This window comes from Aeromonas caviae, from assembly GCF_000819785.1.
In the GTDB taxonomy this organism is placed as follows: domain Bacteria; phylum Pseudomonadota; class Gammaproteobacteria; order Enterobacterales; family Aeromonadaceae; genus Aeromonas; species Aeromonas caviae.
The window spans coordinates 90,577-109,505 of record NZ_CDBK01000034.1 but is presented as its reverse complement, the minus strand read 5'-3'; the positions used below and the strand labels follow the sequence as shown (position 1 = coordinate 109,505).

23 protein-coding genes are annotated in these 18,929 nt (G+C 60.9%); 12 read left to right on the top strand and 11 right to left on the bottom strand.

The annotated features are described in order from the left end of the window. Positions 1-26: 26 nt before the first annotated feature. Complete coding sequence (locus BN1120_RS04545) at positions 27-2,402, bottom strand: PilZ domain-containing protein (RefSeq protein WP_042014931.1); 2,376 nt, start codon at positions 2,400-2,402, stop codon at positions 27-29. Between the two features lie 100 nt (positions 2,403-2,502). On the opposite strand from BN1120_RS04545, the gene radA reads away from it, so the two are divergent. Then, entirely contained in the window at positions 2,503-3,867 is a 1,365-nt protein-coding gene (gene radA, locus BN1120_RS04540) for a DNA repair protein RadA (protein ID WP_010673036.1), read from the top strand. Between the two features lie 53 nt (positions 3,868-3,920). Here the strand turns inward: radA and BN1120_RS04535 are convergent, their stop codons facing one another. Next, complete coding sequence (locus BN1120_RS04535) at positions 3,921-4,307, bottom strand: PilZ domain-containing protein (RefSeq protein WP_029313755.1); 387 nt, start codon at positions 4,305-4,307, stop codon at positions 3,921-3,923. A gap of 102 nt (positions 4,308-4,409) precedes the next feature. After that, positions 4,410-4,892: an Rsd/AlgQ family anti-sigma factor gene (locus tag BN1120_RS04530; RefSeq protein ID WP_029313757.1), complete on the bottom strand. Its 483-nt coding sequence runs from the start codon at positions 4,890-4,892 to the stop codon at positions 4,410-4,412. Positions 4,893-5,230: 338 nt separating this feature from the next. Here BN1120_RS04530 and hupA point away from each other — a divergent pair, with 338 nt between their 5' ends. Both hupA and BN1120_RS04520 read left to right on the top strand, forming a co-directional pair. Further along, on the top strand, positions 5,231-5,503 hold the full coding sequence (hupA, locus tag BN1120_RS04525; protein WP_005305063.1) for a nucleoid-associated protein HU-alpha: 273 nt from the start codon (positions 5,231-5,233) through the stop codon (positions 5,501-5,503). A gap of 113 nt (positions 5,504-5,616) precedes the next feature. Then, complete coding sequence (locus BN1120_RS04520) at positions 5,617-6,042, top strand: hypothetical protein (protein ID WP_029313758.1); 426 nt, start codon at positions 5,617-5,619, stop codon at positions 6,040-6,042. A gap of 82 nt (positions 6,043-6,124) precedes the next feature. Here the strand turns inward: BN1120_RS04520 and BN1120_RS21515 are convergent, their stop codons facing one another. Next, positions 6,125-6,274, bottom strand: coding sequence for a hypothetical protein (locus BN1120_RS21515; protein ID WP_010673040.1), 150 nt, complete (start codon positions 6,272-6,274; stop codon positions 6,125-6,127). Positions 6,275-6,276: 2 nt separating this feature from the next. Further along, the gene (dusA, locus tag BN1120_RS04515; RefSeq protein WP_010673041.1) at positions 6,277-7,263 is read right to left on the bottom strand and encodes a tRNA dihydrouridine(20/20a) synthase DusA; all 987 of its coding nucleotides are present in this window, start codon (positions 7,261-7,263) and stop codon (positions 6,277-6,279) included. Between the two features lie 136 nt (positions 7,264-7,399). Here dusA and zur point away from each other — a divergent pair, with 136 nt between their 5' ends. Genes zur through BN1120_RS04500 form a run of 3 tightly spaced genes read left to right on the top strand, consistent with a single transcriptional unit; the run spans position 7,400 to position 8,542 of the window. Next, positions 7,400-7,858 carry a zinc uptake transcriptional repressor Zur gene (gene zur / locus BN1120_RS04510; RefSeq protein ID WP_010673042.1) on the top strand — a complete coding sequence of 153 codons (459 nt, stop codon included), beginning with the start codon at positions 7,400-7,402 and terminating at the stop codon, positions 7,856-7,858. Beyond that, entirely contained in the window at positions 7,848-8,309 is a 462-nt protein-coding gene (locus BN1120_RS04505) for a chemotaxis protein CheX (protein ID WP_010673043.1), read from the top strand. Before zur ends, BN1120_RS04505 begins: the two co-directional genes overlap by 11 nt. Positions 8,310-8,314: 5 nt before the next feature. Further along, the gene (locus BN1120_RS04500) at positions 8,315-8,542 is read left to right on the top strand and encodes a hypothetical protein (RefSeq protein ID WP_039039956.1); all 228 of its coding nucleotides are present in this window, start codon (positions 8,315-8,317) and stop codon (positions 8,540-8,542) included. Between the two features lie 89 nt (positions 8,543-8,631). Here the strand turns inward: BN1120_RS04500 and brnQ are convergent, their stop codons facing one another. After that, positions 8,632-9,939: a branched-chain amino acid transport system II carrier protein gene (gene brnQ / locus BN1120_RS04495; protein ID WP_080767887.1), complete on the bottom strand. Its 1,308-nt coding sequence runs from the start codon at positions 9,937-9,939 to the stop codon at positions 8,632-8,634. 190 nt (positions 9,940-10,129) lie between these two features. Then, positions 10,130-10,840, bottom strand: a complete 711-nt coding sequence (locus BN1120_RS04490) for a tRNA1(Val) (adenine(37)-N6)-methyltransferase (protein ID WP_042014929.1) — start codon at positions 10,838-10,840, stop codon at positions 10,130-10,132. A gap of 127 nt (positions 10,841-10,967) precedes the next feature. Here BN1120_RS04490 and srmB point away from each other — a divergent pair, with 127 nt between their 5' ends. Continuing rightward, entirely contained in the window at positions 10,968-12,188 is a 1,221-nt protein-coding gene (srmB, locus tag BN1120_RS04485) for an ATP-dependent RNA helicase SrmB (protein ID WP_042014927.1), read from the top strand. A 187-nt stretch (positions 12,189-12,375) separates the two neighbouring features. Here the strand turns inward: srmB and yaaA are convergent, their stop codons facing one another. Genes yaaA through tapT form a run of 3 tightly spaced genes read right to left on the bottom strand, consistent with a single transcriptional unit; the run spans position 12,376 to position 15,349 of the window. Next, entirely contained in the window at positions 12,376-13,149 is a 774-nt protein-coding gene (gene yaaA, locus BN1120_RS04480) for a peroxide stress protein YaaA (RefSeq protein ID WP_042014926.1), read from the bottom strand. A gap of 32 nt (positions 13,150-13,181) precedes the next feature. Beyond that, on the bottom strand, positions 13,182-14,291 hold the full coding sequence (locus tag BN1120_RS04475) for a PilT/PilU family type 4a pilus ATPase (RefSeq protein WP_010673049.1): 1,110 nt from the start codon (positions 14,289-14,291) through the stop codon (positions 13,182-13,184). 23 nt (positions 14,292-14,314) lie between these two features. After that, positions 14,315-15,349: a type IVa pilus ATPase TapT gene (tapT, locus tag BN1120_RS04470; RefSeq protein WP_010673050.1), complete on the bottom strand. Its 1,035-nt coding sequence runs from the start codon at positions 15,347-15,349 to the stop codon at positions 14,315-14,317. 39 nt (positions 15,350-15,388) lie between these two features. Here tapT and BN1120_RS04465 point away from each other — a divergent pair, with 39 nt between their 5' ends. The 5 genes from BN1120_RS04465 to BN1120_RS04445 all read left to right on the top strand — a co-directional run bounded on the left by BN1120_RS04465 (position 15,389) and on the right by BN1120_RS04445 (position 18,350). Further along, positions 15,389-16,090 (top strand): YggS family pyridoxal phosphate-dependent enzyme, encoded by a 702-nt coding sequence (locus tag BN1120_RS04465; protein ID WP_042014924.1) that lies wholly within the window; start codon positions 15,389-15,391, stop codon positions 16,088-16,090. A gap of 123 nt (positions 16,091-16,213) precedes the next feature. Beyond that, a complete protein-coding gene (gene proC / locus BN1120_RS04460; protein WP_042014923.1) occupies positions 16,214-17,038 on the top strand; it encodes a pyrroline-5-carboxylate reductase in 825 nt (274 codons plus the stop codon). 23 nt (positions 17,039-17,061) lie between these two features. After that, on the top strand, positions 17,062-17,613 hold the full coding sequence (locus tag BN1120_RS04455; RefSeq protein WP_042014922.1) for a YggT family protein: 552 nt from the start codon (positions 17,062-17,064) through the stop codon (positions 17,611-17,613). Continuing rightward, entirely contained in the window at positions 17,613-17,912 is a 300-nt protein-coding gene (gene yggU, locus BN1120_RS04450; RefSeq protein ID WP_041210939.1) for a DUF167 family protein YggU, read from the top strand. Before BN1120_RS04455 ends, yggU begins: the two co-directional genes overlap by 1 nt. An 18-nt stretch (positions 17,913-17,930) precedes the next feature. Then, positions 17,931-18,350 carry a DUF4426 domain-containing protein gene (locus BN1120_RS04445; protein WP_029313762.1) on the top strand — a complete coding sequence of 140 codons (420 nt, stop codon included), beginning with the start codon at positions 17,931-17,933 and terminating at the stop codon, positions 18,348-18,350. A 76-nt stretch (positions 18,351-18,426) separates the two neighbouring features. Here the strand turns inward: BN1120_RS04445 and BN1120_RS04440 are convergent. Then, positions 18,427-18,929 (bottom strand): CPBP family intramembrane glutamic endopeptidase (locus BN1120_RS04440; protein WP_042014919.1); only part of this gene is annotated, 503 nt, incomplete at its 5' end.

Genomic DNA, 18,929 nt, shown 5'->3' with positions numbered 1-18,929 from the left:
TTTTTGTTGTCTCCCGGCCCTGCTGGCTAGAGGGGCCCGGATGGTATGCCAAGGCGGAACAGGGTCGCCTCGGTGGTATCGGTCAGTTCACCCACGCCCACGACACTCCAGAGCTCCTCTTCCAGCTTCTTGGCCTTGTGAATGGCGAACTTGGCGATGTAGTCCAGTTCACCCGCGATGAAGCTGGTGTCCGGGCGGCCGGTGCGCGAAATACCCACCAGTACCGAATAGAACTCGCCCTGTTGCCGGGCCAGCTCGATGAAGCGGCGCTTTTGATCCGGTGAGCTGAAGCTGCTGGCCAGGTGGCTGCGAAACAGGGGGGTTCCCCCCTGGGAGTGGAGGGCGGCGATGTAGACCTCCTCCTCTTCCGGCTTGTCTTCCCGCTCGATGGCGCGCAGGGGATTGAGCAGCAGGGCCTTGAGCAGTGCCCCCTGGAACAGGGGATACAGGTTCAACTGCTGATCCTGCTCGGCACAGATGCGCAGCAGACGGGAAAGGCTGCGTGGCTGTGGCGAGAGGCCGGCCGCGGCCAGTTTCGGGGCGGCCTTGAGCTTGTTCACATAGACGGGGGTGTTGAACAGGTGGTGGGTGTAGAGGTTGCGCAGCGCCCTGGCCATGCCGCGATAGCGATTGAACTCCCGGGTGGTCTTGAGCTTGTTCTGGTTGCTTTCGATCAGCAGGCTGAAGAACTGGTGGCCGGTATGGCGCTCAGCCGTCCCCTCGATGCACAGATGCAGCACGGTTCTGCTCAGGTTGAGGCTGACCAGCCGATAGGGCAGGCGTTGCAGGTCCATGTTTCTGGCGAGCTCCTGCAAACGGGGCAGAGCCACAGTGATGATGTCTCCCTTCTCCCCGTCGAACGGCTCCTCCAGCTCGATTTGCATGCCGTGGGCCGAGATGTCTCGGGTCCAGCCGACCCAGGATCGCTCCTTGTGATGCAAGACGATGGCCGTCTTGTGCATGTAGCGCGCCTCCTTGCGCAGTTGCACATAGTGCAGCGTCTCTATCTCGAAGGGGGCGGCATGGATGTCATGGCCAAAGCGCTGCAAGGCGTTGGCGTTGAGCGGATCCTGACCCGTCTCTCGCTGGAACTCGTCGCGCTGGTTGTCCAGGTTTATCTCCTGCAGCATGCCCACGTATCCGAGCTGGGCCAGGCGCTCGCGCAGCAGCCTGTCCTGCAACGGGTTCGCCCCGCCCTGGGGGTTGTCGAGGTCGGCCTCCCGCAGGGTGCAGGCTTCCATGCTGAACTTGTATACCCGCCAGCTGGGGCGGCGGGCGCCGATCTGGAAGAAGAGCGCGGTCAGTCCGCTCTGTTCCAGCTCCTCCCGGGTCGCGGAGAAGAAGTAGAGGTGGCTGCGTACCGCATGGGTAAAGCTGTAGATCAGCGTCTCGCGCAGCCCCTCTTTGCCTGGAAGCAACGAGGGCATGCGGGCAGCGGTGAAGAGGCTGGCGAGCATGTCGCGGTTCTTGGCGTCGCGCCAGTATTCGAGAATGTGCTGGTTGTTCTCGGTGCGCAGGGCGATCTCGAGGGCGGGGATGCTGCCCTTGCCGAAATAGAGGGGCATGCCGGTCATGCGCGGCAGATAGAACTGCTCATACCCCTTGATGACTGCGGCGGAGAGCAGGTAGTCGACGCTGACGCGATAGCGGCTGCGGTTGCGCTCGATGAAGTCGCGCAGGAACTCGTCGAACACCGGATGTTCGCCGTTCTTGAGTAGCCTGAGCCAGAATTTGTCCTCTTTTCTCTCCTCCCCCAGGATCTGGTAGCTGACCGGGTCACGCAGCAGGGGATGGGGATGATCGCGTTCCAGTCCGGTGAAGAAGACGGCTATCAGGTCGCCTGTCTGGTAGTCGGGCAGATAGGGCACGGATACCCGGATGCCGCCGAGGGAGATGTCGGAGCTCTTGGCGAGGATCTTCTCGCCGTTGGCGAGCTGGAGCACCATGGGAGAGCTGAAGTGCATGCGCTCTTCCTGCCGCCCGTAATGGCTGGCGAAGGGGATGGCGCTGACATCGAACGGACGAAACGGGCTGATGGGCAGCGCCAGATTGTCGCTGCGCCCCTGGTTGAGTTTGTACCAGGCTTGCAGCGCCTCGTAGACCCCCAGGGTGTAGCTGTCCCGGTAGAGGTAGCACTGGGATTGAAACAGCTCGATGGCCTCGGCGGGCATGAAGTGGGTCACCCCGTCGAACTCATGCACCTGACAGAGGGCGCCCAGCTCGTTGCGCATGTCGATGACGCGCCGGCAGGGGGTGCACTTGCGTTTGAGTTCCATCTTCAGCAGGAACCGGCTGTTCGTATTTTCGTTCTGGGTCAGACGGTTGAAGATTTCGTCGAAGTCCTTTTCCCGGAGCAGGGGGACAAGTTGTTCTATCAGATGTAGTGGTTGTTCTGAATCCATGTATTCCTGCCGCGGAAAGTCACTTTTCCGATTCTGGGTTTGATCTGCCGGTCGCAAACAAGTATATCAAGCAGGAATTCATCCTGTCCCCGAGTTATCCATGGCCAAAAACAAAACCGCCTATGTTTGTTCCGAATGTGGAGCCGACTTCACCCGCTGGCAAGGCCAGTGCAGCGAGTGCAAGGAGTGGAACACCATCACCGAGGTGCGACTGGGGGTGACGACACCCGGCAAGAGCGCTCGCTATACCGGTTATGCGGGCGCCGTCGGCAGCCAGGTGCAGACCCTGGCGGAGATCGCCACCACGGAGATCCCCCGTTTCAGCTCGGGCTTCAAAGAGCTGGACCGCGTACTCGGTGGCGGCGTGGTCCCCGGTTCGGCCATTCTCATCGGTGGCAACCCCGGGGCCGGCAAGTCGACTCTGTTGCTGCAGACCATGTGCGGCCTGGCGCAGCGCATGAAGACCCTTTATGTGACCGGTGAGGAATCACTGCAACAGGTGGCGATGCGGGCCGGTCGGCTGGGTCTGCCCACGGACAAGCTGCGCATGTTGTCCGAGACCAGCGTAGAGCAGATCTGCCTCATCGCCCAGCAGGAGCAACCTCAGATCATGGTCATCGACTCCATCCAGGTGATGCACGTGGCGGATGTGCAGTCTGCGCCGGGGTCCGTCTCCCAGGTGCGGGAGTCGGCGGCGCTGCTGACACGCTATGCCAAGCAGAATCATGTGGCCATCTTCATGGTGGGCCACGTCACCAAGGACGGCACCCTGGCGGGCCCCAAGGTGCTGGAGCACTGCATCGACTGCTCCGTGCTGCTGGATGGCGGGCACGACTCGCGTTTTCGCACCCTGCGCTCCCATAAGAACCGCTTCGGTGCGGTCAACGAACTGGGGGTCTTCGCCATGACCGGGCAGGGAATGAAGGAGGTGAGCAACCCTTCCGCGATTTTCCTCAGCCGCGGGGAGGAGCAGGCGCCGGGCTCCATCGTCATGGTGATCTGGGAAGGCACGCGCCCCCTGCTGGTGGAGTTGCAGGCGCTGGTGGATTACTCCCAGCTCTCCAATCCGCGCCGGGTGGCGGTGGGGATGGACCACAACCGTCTCGCCATGCTGCTGGCGGTGCTGCATCGTCACGGCGGGTTGCAGATGGCGGATCAGGATGTGTTCATCAACGTGGTGGGTGGCGTCAAAGTCGAGGAGACCAGCGCGGATCTGGCGCTGCTGCTGGCCATGGTGTCGAGCTTCCGGGATCAGGCCCTGCCCAAGGATCTGGTGGTCTTTGGTGAGGTGGGACTCTCCGGCGAGATACGGCCCGTGCCCTCGGGTCAGGAGCGACTGCAGGAGGCGGCCAAGCACGGTTTCCGCCGAGCCATCGTCCCGCATGCCAATGCGCCCAAACATCCCATCGAGGGGATGGAGGTGGTGCCGGTGAAGAAACTCTCCGATGCCCTCGAGGCCCTGTAACCAACCATGAAAAAGGAGCGTATGGACGCTCCTTTGTTTTTCTGCCCGCCCGCTCAGGATTCGGGGGGGACGTGGTCTCGGTGCTCTTGCAGCAACTGCTCCAGCTCGCGATGGAGCAGTTGCTCCTCTCCGATGTTCAGCTCGATCATCCGCTTGAGGTGAGTGGCGCTGTCGATGTCGATGTGGTGGCAGTAAAACCCCAGCTTCTTGCTGGCTTCGTGGGTCAGCTCGACCTGCATCTTGATCTCGATGTCGCTGCCCCCGAGCACGAAGCAGATTTCGTACTCCTTGTCCTCGCTGGCGACCCAATCCTCGGGTCTGAGCAGCAGGGCTCCCTGCAGGGAGACATCGACCAGCTGGGTGCGCCACTGGTGTTCACCTTGGGTGAGCTTGGCGGCGGTCAAATAGAAAATCCGAGTAAAGTGGCGGCGCTCGGCCATGGTCGTCTCCGGTCTGCGTGCGAGCAAGATGCTCATCCTTCATGTTGCAGAGTGTAATCCAGCTGGCACGCCAGGATATTGAACTGGCTCCGATATTGAATATCAGACCTGCTGATGGCTGAGGGATTCCACCACCTGCAGCGCCTTGACCAGCCGATCCTCCTGTTTGAACCTGTCTTCCAGCACGGGGCCGAGTTGGTTCAGATCCTCGTCCAGTTGCAGCAACTGGGCTTCGTCGGCGTTGCTGTACTTGTCGTTGAACTCCAGCGCGAATTCGGTACAGGCACGGATATGGGGGTAGATACGCTTGGCTAGCTCCAGTTTGTCGCCGCTGGCTTGCTCAAAGGCGGTGACGACGTGGTTGTAGATCTCGAAATGGCCTGCGCTGACGTAGTCGACCAGTTGTTCGCAAAAACGTTGCAGTTCTACATGGCCTGGGAGGGTGCGTTGCTTGCACTTGGCGGGCATGAGGCCTGCCAGTCGCATGTACTCGACCAGCAACGCCTGTCTGGCATCCAGCCAGTCATCTATTGCTCTGTGCTTGCCTGCCAGTGCGCGCTTGGTTTTTTCCAGTTCAGTTAACATAGTCCCTCCATGGGCATGGCATGCGGCACTCGGGTCGCACGCCTCCGGTCATTCTCATCGACTGACGACACTCCTATAACTAGGGAAAATCCAGTTGACCGTCAATAGGAGTGTAGGGATATTGTTACATCAGGCGGGGATTTGCATGCCTCTCCCCACCGGTACTTCGCATCCTGTCGCCCATCCAGGGGACAAGGGGGCGATATATGTGACTATTTCCGCAGATCTTGATGAAAACCCCAGCATTCAAGCCAATCCGGCTGATAAAGCCTTTGCCTGAGTGTTTTTTTTTGAATAGAGTGGCCCGGTGCTAAATGCCCGATCATAAAGGAAATGTTATGAACAAAGCTCAACTTGTCGATGCAATTGCCGCCAAAGCAGACCTGAGCAAAGCTCAGGCCAAAGTCGCTCTGGAAGAGATCATCAATGGTATTACCCAGAGCCTGAAAGAGGGCGATGCCGTTCAGTTGGTGGGTTTTGGTACCTTCAAGGTCAACCATCGCGCGGGCCGTACCGGTCGCAACCCGCAAACCGGTAAAGAGATCCAGATTGCAGCTGCCAATGTGCCGTCCTTCGTGGCTGGCAAGGCGCTGAAAGACGCCGTCAAATAAGGTCGTCTTGTAATCAAATGAAACCCGGCTTGTGCCGGGTTTTTTCTTGCCATCTTCGTCAAAATTTGTTTCAGATACACTCAGGATATGGCATGCGCTGTAGCGAGGTGGATATGGAACAGAAAAATGCCATTCGGCAGGTAGCCGTCCCCTGGGCTCCCTCTCGTCAACTCCCTCCCGGCCTGGTCGTTGCCGAACTGCATCAGGATATCTGGAGCGACACCCTGACCGTCATGCTGGGGCGCGCTCGCAGCATCGATTTGCCTCCGTTGCCCCTGTGCCGGGTGAGTTTTCGCCACATCTTCGCGGTGCGGGTGATGGAGGATTGTGATCTGGCGGAGGGGCGTGACAGCCACGTCATCGAGGAGCAGATCCAGCTCATCACCCCGTCCCGTTTCGCCAGCTGGTTCCATCAGGAATCCGATGGACTGCACCTGGATGAAGATTTGCAGCACTACCGCATCTCGACCTGGGATTACTGCGCCGATGTGCTGACCTCTTCTCCCCCTGAACTCCAGTTCATGGTTCAGGAGGAGTAAGCCAGACTGTCGGGCCGCCTCCGTGGTGACAAAAAAGCCGGCGCAGGGGCGCCGGCTTTTTCTTGTTCGAGAGAGGTGGCGTTCAGCCCAGGAGTTGGTCCCGGTGCAGCCCCAGCACGATCAGCAGCCCGATGAAATAGAAGGCGCTGAGCTTGATGCCGAGAATGGTGAGCAGGCCGGCGCACAGACGCACCAGGGCCTTGTGCAGCCAGGATCCTGTGAAGCGGTACATGATCACTCCACCGCGTCGGCTGGCGCGAACTCCGGCACCTTGGCCATGGCGTCCAGCACCACTTGAATGTCGGCCCCCGGCTTGCAGGCATTCTCGCTCAGATGGCGACGCCAGGCGCGCGCCCCCTGCATGTTCTGGAACAACCCCAGCATGTGGCGGGTCATGTGGGAGAGGTAGTTGCCCTTGGCCAGCTCTTGTTCGATATAAGGCAGCATCATCCGCACCACCTCGTGGCGGCTCGGCACGGCACGGTTCTCGCCGAACACCAGATTGTCCACCTGGGCCAGAATGTAGGGGTTCTGGTAGGCTTCGCGGCCCATCATGACCCCGTCGAGGTGCTGCAGATGTTCAAGAGTCTGCTCCAGACTGGTCACCCCGCCGTTGATGGCAATGGTCAGATCCGGGTAATCCTGCTTGACCCGGTAGACGCGAGGATAATCGAGGGGCGGGATCTCGCGGTTCTCTTTCGGACTCAGGCCGCTCAGCCAGGCCTTGCGGGCATGGACGATGAAGGTATCGCAACCGGCGTCCCTTACCTGCTCGATGAAGGCCTGCAAGAACTCGTAGGAGTCTTGCTCGTCGATGCCGATACGGGTCTTCACGGTGACCGGAATGTCGACTACGTCGCGCATCGCCTTGACGCAATCAGCCACCAGCGCGGGTTCGCCCATGAGGCAGGCGCCGAAGCGGCCGTTTTGCACCCGATCGGAAGGGCAGCCGACGTTGAGGTTGACCTCGTCATACCCGCGCTCCTCGGCGAGCCTGGCGCAGCGGGCCAGGTCTGCCGGGTTGCTGCCACCCAGTTGCAGGGCGAGAGGGTGTTCCTGCTCGCTGTAACCCAGATAGTCGCCCTTGCCGTGGATGATGGCGCCCGTGGTCACCATCTCGGTATAGAGCAGGGTCTGGCGGGTCATCAGACGGTGGAAATAACGGCAATGCCGATCGGTCCAGTCCAGCATGGGGGCGATGGAAAAGCGCTGCGCCTGCATAAAAATCATCCGGGTTGGCCAAACAAGGGGCGGGATTCTATCACAACGTGAGACAGCCCCAGAAAATGAATTTTGTCGCCGCGCACTGGGGGCCCTGTGATAGTATCCGGCTAATTGACAGGGTATCTGCGTGAACATGAATCAAGACCAACTTCTACAACGAGCGGAGCGCCTCTGCGAGCAGCGCGGGATCCGTTTCACCCCGACACGGCGCCAGGTGCTCCGGCTGCTTGCCGCCCACGGCAATGCCATCAGTGCCTATGATTTGCTGGCCCAGTTGCAGCAGACCGAGGCTCATGCCAAACCGCCTACCGTCTATCGGGCGCTCGACTTCCTGCTCGAACAGGGCTTTGCCCACAAGGTGGAGTCGCTCAACGCCTTCATCTTCTGCTGCCACTTCGACCATGCCCACCCGATGCAACTGCTGATCTGCGATCGTTGCGGTGAGGTAGTGGAGCTGCACGATCCCGCCATCGACGGCGCCTTTTCCGAGCAGGCTCATCAGCATGGTTTTACTATTACCAACAAGACCATAGAAGCCCATGGTCAATGTGCCCGCTGTTCCGCTACCGTAGGAAGTCAAGATGAAGGCTGATTTTGTAAACCCGTTCCTGCTCTCCCTGCTCAACGTGCTCTCCACCATGGCACAGCTGGAACTCAAACCGGGCGCGCCCAAGCGCAAGACGGACGAGCTGGCTCGGGGAGATGTCTCCGGCCTGATTGGCATGGTGGGTCCGCAGACCCGGGGTTCCCTCTCCATCAGCTTCGAGAAGGGGCTGGCATTGGAGATCATGCGTCGCATGCTGGGGGAGGCGCCGGCCACCATCAACGAGGAAGTGACCGACATGGTGGGCGAGATCACCAACATGGTGACGGGCGGCGCCAAACGCATGCTGGGGGAGAAGGGCTATGAGTTCGACATGGCGACCCCGGTCATCGTCTCCGGTCCCAATCACACCATTACTCACCGGGCCGACGGCGCCAAGATCATGATGCCGTTCGAATCGGAGTATGGCCGTGCCACCATCGAGATCTGCTTCGAGTAATCGCCATGTGGAAGATGCTGAAATGGAGTGTCATCGGTGGGGTGGTGCTGCTTATCCTGTCGGATATCGAGATCAGCACCTCTCTCTACAAGTACGAAGACAACCGCGTGGAGATCAACTTCCCGCGCTGGCAGGCTGACCAGCCCTGGGGCACCCTGCGCTGGCATGCGGGCCGGTTTGAGCATCACTGGTACGGTCTTGCAGGCAAACCCAAGCCAGCAACCGTACTCTGACGAGCGCTCTCCACAACGGATGGACCAGATTGCACCAACAAAAAAGAGGCCAGCGAATGCTGGCCTCTTTATTTGGTCAAGATCTGTTATCAGGCTGCTTCTGCTGCCAGCTTGCCATTGCCACGCACCATGACACCGAGGCCACAGGCCAGCAGGGTCGGCAGCAACCAGGCCAGACCCTTGTCAAACAGCGGTAGGAAGGCGAACGCATCCATCTTCATGCCGGCGGCGCCCAGGCCGTCCAGGCAGCCGAACAGGAAGGCGACCAGCAGCACGGAGCGGAACACCAGGCGGGGGCGACCGAAGTAACCCTTCAGGAAGGTGACCAGCACCAGCGCCACGGCAACCGGGTAGATGGCGACCAGCACCGGAATGGAGAGGCTGATGAGCTGGCTCAGGCCCACGTTGGCCACGACGCCGCAGATGACACCCAGCAGCACGACCAGCTTCTTGTAGCTCATGCCGGTCAGGTTGTGGAAGAAGTCGGAGCAGGCGGAGATGAGGCCGACGGCCGTGGTGAAGCAGGCCAGGGTGATGATGGCAGCCAGGATGAACTGACCCGGTTGGCCGAACAGGCTCAGCACGTAGGCGTTGACGATGGCACCGCCGTTGCTCACGTCTGTGGCGACGCCGGCAGCGGTGTTGCCCAGCTGGAACAGGGAGACATAGACCACGGAGAGACCGATGGCGGAGATGATGCCCGCGATGGCCAGGTACTTGAACTGGCTCTGGTAGTCATGGATGCCTTTTTGGCGCAGCAGGTCGACGATCAGGGCGCCGAACATCAGGGACGCCAGGGTGTCCATGGTGTTGTAGCCTTCCAGAATGCCCTTCACGAAGGGGGTGCTCTGGTAGTCACCGGATGCGGCAGGCATGCTTCCTTGCGGTGCGACGAAGACACCGATGGCCAGGGTCAGCAGCAGCAGCAGCAGCAGCGGGGTCAGGTACTTGCCGATGGCATCCATCAGCTTGCCCTGGTTCAGGGAGACCAGGATGGCCACGCCGAAGAACAGTACTGTGTAGGCAGCCAGACCGGATGGTCCCATGTCGCCAAGGAAGGGCTTGAGGCCCATCTCGTAGGCCACTAGGCCGGTACGGGGGGCGGCGAAGGCCGGGCCGATGATGATGTAGATGGCGACGGCCAGTGCGGTGGCCACGCCGGTCGGCAGCAGCTTGGTCATGCCGGCCCAGCCGTTGCCAGCCTTGGCGACGGCGATGATGGTGATGAGGGGCAGGCCCACGGCGGTGACCAGGAAGCCCAGCATGGCCAGGGAGAGGTGCTCACCCGCCATGAAGCCGGCCAGGGGCGGGAAGATGATGTTGCCTGCGCCCAGATAGAACGCAAAGGTCATGAAGCCCAATCCGAGTACATCGGACAATGTGAGTGATTTCGTCAAGTTCAACCTCGTCTGTCTTGTAAACTATTGCTTGTTATAGTTTTTTATTTGTCAGTGACCGGCACTTTCCGGGGGTAAAAAAAAGAGCCCCGCTGGTTTTTTCATCGCGACCAGTGGTTTGAACTGGTCTTGAGCGGGCGCTCATTTAGCAGTCAGCATAATGATGTGAAAAAATAGTTCAAGGCAAAATTTACATCTTCAAATAGAAGGGGTTGGTTAGTTGGATATATCTGTCGGAATAGCCTCCCGTGGCAGAATGGATCACAATTTCACCCCTCTCGCACTTGTTTAATCCTCTGCCAAGCAGCAATAAAACACGATTTGCCTCTTTCCCCTCTCTGGTAGTAACAGCCAGATAACAACGCTCATACAGATCATAACTCGACGAAATGCATAAAATTTCATCCGCCATCGCCGTGGGCAGCACCAGGGCCAGTTGCCCGGCACGGCTCAGCAGGCGATCACTGGCGGCCAGCAATCCCCTGGGGTCGAGCCCCCCGGTATGACGGGCCAGAGCCCTGGCCGGATCGCGAAGTGTCTGGCCTGCCGGGAAATAGGGCGGGTTGGAGACGATGAGATCGTAAGGGGGGGCGAGGTGATCCTGAATGGCGCTCTCTATGATGGTGACCCGCTCACGCCAGGGGGAGGCCGCCACATTCTCCTTGGCCTGCATGGCTGCATCCTTATCCAGCTCCACCCCGTCTATGTGGCAGTCGTTCGTGCTGCGCTGGGCCAGCATCAGGGCGATGAGGCCGCTGCCGGTGCCGATGTCCAGCACCCGGCGGGCGCTGTCGACCGGCGCCCAGGCTCCCAGCAGAATGCCGTCCGTACCGACCTTCATGGCGCAGCGGCCGTGATCGATGTGAAATTGCTTGAACGTGAAACCGTTGTTGCGCCCCATTCGGCCCTCCTCCTGTGCCTGCCCGCGGAAAATGGCCGGCGATTATAGCGGCTAAGCCACAGTCACCATAGGAGCCGACGGCATAATCGCCTATAATCTGCCGCTTCCTTAATGACCGAGTATTGCCATGAGCCAGTCCTTTGATGATTTCGACCTGAATCCAGCCCTCAGTCGGGCCTTGGCCGAGATGGGATTCACCCGCCCCACCACCATCCAGCAGATGGTACTGGAGCCAGCCCTGGACGGCCGCGATATTCTGGCCTCTGCGCCGACCGGAACCGGCAAGACCGCCGCCTTCCTGCTGCCCGCGATGCAGCACCTGCTGGACTTCCCGCGCCGCAAGCCGGGTCCGTGCCGCATGCTGATCCTGACTCCGACCCGCGAGCTCGCGCTGCAGGTGAGTGCTCACGCCAAGGCCCTGGCGGTGCACACCCATCTCAGCATCGAGACCATCATCGGTGGCGTCAGCCATGAAGAGCAGCTGCCTGCCCTGACCAAGACCACCGACATCGTGGTGGCCACCCCGGGCCGTCTGCTCGAGTACATCGAGAAAGAGGAGTTCGAGAGCCACGACATCGAGGTGCTGGTGCTGGATGAAGCGGACCGGATGCTGGACATGGGCTTCATCAAGGACGTGAACCGCATCGTGGAAGAGGCGCGCTACCGCAAGCACACCATGCTCTTCTCCGCCACTCTGGAAGGGGCCGGCCTCGAGAAGTTTGCGAGCGAGATCCTCAAAGACCCGGTTGAGCTGCACGCCGAGCCGCCCCGCAGCGAGCGCCGCCCCATCACCCAGTGGATCCACCTGGCCGATGATGCCGCCCACAAGCTGGCTTTGCTGGTGCACATCCTGAAAAAACCGGAGACCCAGAAGGCCATCATCTTCGTCAAGACCCGTGAGCGACTGGCGGAGCTTTCCGGCCAGTTGCAGGCGGCAGGCGTGCCCTGCGCCTGGATCCGTGGCGAGATGGAGCAGGCCAAGCGCATCGAGTCTATCCGCAAGTTCCACGAAGGGGAGGTGCCCTTCCTCATCGCCACCGACGTGGCCGCCCGCGGCATCGATCTGCCGAACGTCAGCCATGTCATCAACTACGACATGCCCTACGGCGCGGATGTCTATGTGCACCGCATCGGTCGTACCGGTCGTGCCGGCAACCGTGGCTGCGCCATCAGCCTGGTGGAAGCTCACGACATGGCCATGGTCGCCAAGATCGAACGCTACACAGAGGAGCGCCTCAAGCGCCGGGTGATCGATGAGCTGCGCCCCAGACACAAGGAAGCGCGGGTGCCGGTGAAGAAGAAAAAGCCGAAGGATGCCAAGAAGTCGGCAAAGAAGAAAAAGAAGTAATGCCCCCGAGCACAGTTGAAACGGCCATCCCAGGATGGCCGTTTTGCTGTCTGCTGCCTGGGGAGTGGCCTGAGAGAGGCGCAGAAAAAAGCCGACGCAAGGACGTCGGCCAACAAAAAGTGCTTACAACAGAGGATTCACAGAGTCAGACCCGAGGATCTCCGACTTGGTTCCCTTGAATGTGTAATTAATTTTCAGCGCGCTTGAACATCAGGGTATTGGCGTCGGACTCTTCCGGTACAAAGTAGTAACCGTCGGCATCGAAACCGGTCAGCTGTTCCACCCGGGTGAGCCGATGCTTGATGATGTGGCGTGCCATCATGCCGCGGGCCTTCTTGGCGTAGAAGCTGATGATCTTGAACTGGCCGTTCTTCTCGTCCTTGAAGACCGGGGTGATGATGCGCCCCTGCAGGGCTTTCGGGCGCACCGACTTGAAATACTCGTCGGAGGCGAGGTTGATCAGCACGTCGTCCCCCTGGGCCGCCAGCGCCTTGTTCAGGTGCTCCGTGATGATGTCGCCCCAGAACTGGTAGAGGTCCTTGCCGCGCGGGTTCTCAAGCCTAATCCCCATCTCCAGGCGGTAGGGCATCATGAGGTCAAGCGGCCGCAGTACGCCATAAAGGCCGGAGAGCATGCGCAGGTGGGCCTGGGCGAAGTCGAGGTCGGCCTCGCTGAAATCTTCTACGGCCAGACCGGTGTAGACGTCCCCCTTGAAGGCCAGCAGCGCCTGGCGGGCGTTGGCCGGCGTGAAGTCAGGCTGCCACTCGGCAAAGCGGGCGGCGTTGAGGCCGGCGAGCTTGTCGCTGATCTTCATCAGGCTGGCGATCTGGTCCGGGCTCAGTTGACGAGCCCGGGTGATCAGTGCTGCGGAGTGGTCCAGCAGTTCGGGTTGGGTGAAACGGGAGGTCACCAGGGGTGACTCGTAATCCAGCGTCTTGGCCGGGGAAACCACAATCAGCATAACTGTCCTTTACTAGCGATGACGCACGCCCCTCATTCATCCAGGGTCACGTTGTCGAGAGTGCCTGCGCCCAGCTGCTCGCGACCCGATAGCTTGATGAGCAGTCGCAGGTCGTTGGCGGAGTCGGCATGGGCAAGGGCCTCACTGTAGCCAATTTGGCCGGCGCAGAACAGGGTGAACAGTGCCTGATCGAAGGTCTGCATGCCGAGCTCGCCGGATTTGGTCATCACCTCCTTGAGTCTGTGCATCTCTCCCTTGCGAATGATGTCGGTGACGAGCGGGGTGTTGAGCAGGATCTCGAAGGCGGCGACCCGGCGCTGCCCGTGAGCGGAGGGGAGCAGCTGCTGGGCGACGATGGCGCGCAGGTTGAAGGAGAGATCGAACAGGAACTGGCGGTGCTTCTCCTGGGGGACCAGATGCAGGATGCGATCCAGCGCCTGGTTGGCATTGTTTGCGTGCAAGGTGGCGAGGCAGAGGTGTCCCGTCTCGGCGAACTGGATGGCGAACTCCATGGTCTCCTGGGAGCGGATTTCACCGATGAGGATGACATCCGGGGCCTGGCGCAGGGAGTTTTTGAGGGCGACATCGAAGGATGCGGTGTCGATCCCCACCTCCCGCTGGGTCACCAGGCAGCGATCGTGCTGATGGACGAACTCCACCGGATCCTCCACCGTCAGGATGTGGCCGTCACCGTGCTGGTTGCGAAAGCCGATCATGGCCGCCTGGGTGGTGGACTTGCCGGCGCCAGTGGCGCCGACGAAGAGCACCAGCCCGCGTTTGGCCATGGCGACCTCCTGCAGGATGGGGGGCAGCACCAGCTCGTCAAAGGTGGGGATGCGGGTCTCGATGCGGCGCAGCACCATGCCCGGCATATCCTGTTGCCAGAAGGCGCTGACCCGAAAGCGCCCCAGCGAGCCTCGCTGGATGGCGTAGTTGGCCTCGCGGGTGTGCAGGAAGCGCTCGAAGTGGGTCTCGTCCAGGCTCTCCCTGATCAACGCCAGCGCCGTCGTCTTGTCGAGGGGAGCCGGCCTGAGCGACACCAGGCGCCCGTTGACCTTGAGGGTCGGGGGGGCATCGACCGTGATGAAGAGATCCGAGCCCTTTTGTTCAACCAGTGCGGCGAGCAGAACATCCATGTTCATGGCGACTCCTTGGGTGTGCGAGCTTAAATGGTATTGGGATCGACCGCCTTGGCTTTGGCATCGAGGGAGGCGACGACCCCTCGGTTGACCAGCTGCTTGAGGCTCTGGTCCATGGTCTGCATGCCGTGGGTCATCCCGGTCTGGATGACGGAATAGAGTTGGGCCACCTTGTCTTCCCGGATGAGGTTTCGCACCGCCGGGATCCCCAGCATGATCTCGTGGGCCGCCACCCGGCCGCCACCGATACGCTTGAGCAGGGTCTGGGAGATGACCGCCCGCAGGGATTCGGAGAGCATGGAGCGCACCATGTCCTTCTCCGAGCCGGGGAAGACGTCGATGATACGGTCGATGGTCTTGGCAGCCGAGGAGGTGTGCAGGGTGCCAAACACCAGGTGACCGGTTTCGGCGGCGGTCATGGCGAGGCGGATGGTTTCGAGGTCCCGCATTTCACCTACCAGGATGATATCCGGGTCTTCCCGCAGGGCCGAGCGCAGGGCGTTGCTGAAGCTCTTGGTGTCGCGGTGTACTTCCCGCTGGTTCACCAGGCAGCGCTTGTTCTCGTGCACGAATTCGATGGGGTCCTCGATGGTGAGGATGTGGTGGTGGAAGTTGTCATTGATGTAATCGACCATGGCGGCCAGGGTGGTGGATTTGCCCGAGCCGGTGGGTCCAGTCACCAGCACCAGGCCGCGAGGGTACTCCGCTATCTTGCGAAATATCTCCGGCGCCCCCAGATCGTCCAGGGTCAGAACGGTACTCGGGATGGTACGAAACACCGCGCCCGAGCCGCGCGCCTGCTGGAAGGCGTTGACCCGAAAGCGTGCCATGCCGGGCACTTCGAAGGAGAAGTCCACCTCGAAGTTCTCCTCCAGCTCCTTGCGCTGGTGGTCATTCATGATGTCGTAAATGAGGGCATGGACTTCCCGGTGATCCAGGGCGGGCAAATTGATCTTGCGAACCTCCCCATCAACCCTGATCATCGGGGGGACCCCGGCCGAGAGGTGTAGATCCGAGGCCTTATGCTTTACACTGAATGCCAATAACTCTGTGATATCCATAGATTTGTTATTCTCCCATCACAAGATTACGAACGAAATATGAGCCAGATTGCCCAGCACCTGCTTCAGGTAAAGGAACGTATTGTAGAGGCTGCCCGGCGTGTTGGCCGCAGCCCAGATCACATCCAGTTGCTTGCTGTCAGCAAAACCAAGCCGCTGGGGGACATTCAGGCTGCCTATGCCGCCGGTCAGCGGCGCTTTGGCGAATCCTACGCCCAGGAGGCCGCGCTCAAGATTGATGCCTTGCGCGAGCAGAACGCCTGTACAGACATAGAGTGGCACTTTATCGGCCCGCTGCAATCGAACAAGTCCAAGCTGGTGGCGGAGCGGTTCGACTGGGTTCAAAGTGTCGATCGCGACAAGCTCATCGAACGCCTCAACAACCAGAGACCGAGTGGGCTCGCGCCGCTAAATATCTGTCTGCAAATCAATATTAGCGGAGAGAGCAGCAAATCCGGTACGTCGGAGCAAGAGATTTTCCGCCTGGCCTCCCTGGTGGCCCAAAGCGAGCGGCTGCGGTTGCGCGGCCTGATGGCCATCCCCGAGCATACCTGCGACGAGGGGGTGCTGGCGGCCCAGATGGCGCGCATGCAGGCTCTGTTCACCGAACTTGCGCAACAATACCCGAGCGTCGACACCCTTTCGATGGGGATGACCGAGGATCTCGAGCCGGCCATTGCCCACGGCAGCACCATGGTGCGGGTCGGGACCGCCATCTTCGGGGCCCGTGACTATTCATGAGCAAGAGCCGGGGCGAAAAACACCCCGGTCGTGCTTTTTTTCAGGTAAACAGGCGCGTGTGATGCTGTCAGCCCGCACAGGCTGGGTCGGCATCCGCTGCGATGTCAGTAACAGGAGTGTTTGATGCAGCAGAGAACCCTCGCCTTCATCGGGGCAGGCAACATGAGCCGCAGTATCATTGCCGGCCTCATCCAGGCGGGTTACCCGGCAGAGCGTATCATCGCCGCCAATCCCAGCCGCCCCAAGCTGGACGAACTGGCCAGCCAGTTCGGCATCCGTATCACCCAGGACAACACCGAGGCGGCCCGCGAGGCCGAGGTGATCGTGCTGGCGGTCAAGCCCCAGCTGATGGCGGGCATGCTGACGACGCTGGTGGCCGAGCTTGGCTCGCTGGATGGCAAGTTGCTCATCTCCATCGCCGCCGGCATTCGCGTCGCACGCTTGCAGGAGATGGCGGGCGGTCACGATCGCATCATTCGCACCATGCCCAACACCCCCTCCTTGCTGGGGCTGGGGATGACCGGGCTCTATGCACAGCCCGCCATCGGGCAGGCTGATAGGGCGGTGGCCGAACAGATGATGCAATCCGTGGGCAAGACCCTCTGGGTGGAGCAGGAGGCCGGCATCAACGGCGTCATTGCGGCGGCGGGCAGTGCCCCGGCCTACTTCTTCCTGTTCATGCAGGCGATTGCCGAGGAGGCCGAGGCCATGGGCTTTACGCCGGAGCAGGCTCGCCTGCTGGTGCAGCAAACCGCCCTGGGGGCGGCCGCCATGGTGGAGCAGAATCCCGATCTGTCGCTGCAGACCCTGCGCGAGCAGGTGACCAGCAAGGGCGGGACCACGGCCGAGGCCGTCAAGACATTCCAGGAGCAGGGGCTGATGCCGCTGACCGCAAGAGCCATGCAGGCGGCCGTTACCCGGGCCGGCGAAATGGAAACCCTTTTCTGAATCCCTTTTAGCAAGGAGCCCGGATGAACACGGCTTACTTTTTGATTAACACTGTCTTTGATCTCTACCTTATGGTGGTGCTGCTGCGGGTCTGGCTGCAGTGGGCGCGGGCCGACTTCTACAACCCCATGAGCCAGATGGTGGTCAAGCTGACCAACCCGCTGGTGGTGCCCCTGCGCCGCGTCATCCCGGGTTTTGGCGGGCTGGACATGGCCTCTGTGCTGCTGGCGCTGCTGATCGCCGTTGGCAAGTTGGTCCTGCTCAAGAGCATGAATGTGCTGCAGGCGGACTGGCTCACTCTCTGTCTGTTTGCGACGCTCACCGTGTTGAAGAAAGCGGGTTCCATGATCTTCTGGATCCTGCTTATCCGCGCCATCCTGAGCTGGGTCAGCCAGGGTCGCAACCCCATTGAATACGTGATGCACCAGCTCACTGAACCCTTCCTGGCCCCCATTCGCCGCATCCTGCCTGCATTGGGCGGGCTGGATCTCTCCGTGCTGGTCGCTTTCATCGCGCTGCAGGCCATCAACTACCTGATGGGGGATCTGTTCGGCCAGTTGTGGTGGATGATCTGATGCCCGCCGTCCTGCTGGAAGGGGACGAGCTGGTGTTGCATCTGATGATCCAGCCCAAGGCGAGCCGGGATCAGATCATCGGATTGCACGGTGACGAGTTGAAAGTGGCCATCACGGCACCGCCGGTGGATGGTCAGGCCAACAGTCACCTGATCAAGTACCTGGCCAAGCAGTGCAAGGTGGCCAAGGGGCAGGTTCGCATCCTGCGGGGGGAGCTGGGTCGGCACAAGACGGTCGCCATCGACGCGCCAAAGCAGATCCCCGCCGAGATTGCCGCTCTGCTCGATAATCAGGATTGATACGAGAGGGATGACATCATGAAAACTGCCTGGATGAGTTGCCTGCTGGCACTCCTGATGACGCTGCCGCTGCGGGCTGAGCAGATGCAGGAGCTGGGCCCCTGGAAAGTGCACTACAGCGCGTTCAACTCCAGCTTCCTCACCCCCGAGGTAGCCAGGACCTATGGCCTGGAGCGCAGCCGCTATAACGGCATCGTCAATATCGCGGTGCAGAACAAGCAGGGGGTGGCACAGGCGGTGGGGATCAGCGGCGAAGCCCGCAATCTGACCGGCACCCTTCGCACCCTGAATTTTCAGGAGGTGAAAGAGGGGAATGCCATCTATTACCTGGCAGTGCTGCCCTATCGCAATGAGGACACCTACCAGTTCACCCTGAAGATCATGGGGGAGGGGCAGCAGCAGACGCTGACTTTCCAGCAGACCTTCTACGTCGACTAGATTGCAGGGTGAATGCAGATGCCCTGCCCCCACGGGGGCGGGGCATTTTTTTTGCCCGGTGAACCTGTGCTCGACGTCAGTGGCTGGCCAGGGGATAGGTAAACAGGGCCAGGTGGGCGAAGTTGAACAGGAAGTGGAGCAGGATGGCGACACTGAGGCGCCCGCTCAGCTGGAACGCCAGGCCATAGCAGGCCCCCGCCAGCGCGGCGAACAACACCAGCAACGGGCCACCGGCAAGATGGGCTGCGCCGAACAGCAGGCTGGCGACCAGGAGACCTGCCCAGGGCGTGCTTCGGCTTGCCACCCCTTGCTGGATGCATCCCCGGAACAGCGCTTCTTCCGCCACACAGGTGAACAGCAGGTTGTTGAATGCGAACAGCCACCACCAGTGGGGCAGTCCCGCTTCGGGTTTGAGGGCGCCCAGTTGCCAGGCGGTGATGAGCAGGGCCGCGAGCGGCAGGATGAGCAGGGCCAGCGGCCGCCAGCGCATCGTTCCACCCGGGCCGAGCAGGCCGGGGATGGCCAGCAGCAGGGCGAAGAAAATGAGCGGCTTGTCCAGATTGAGGTAGAGGGTGAAGG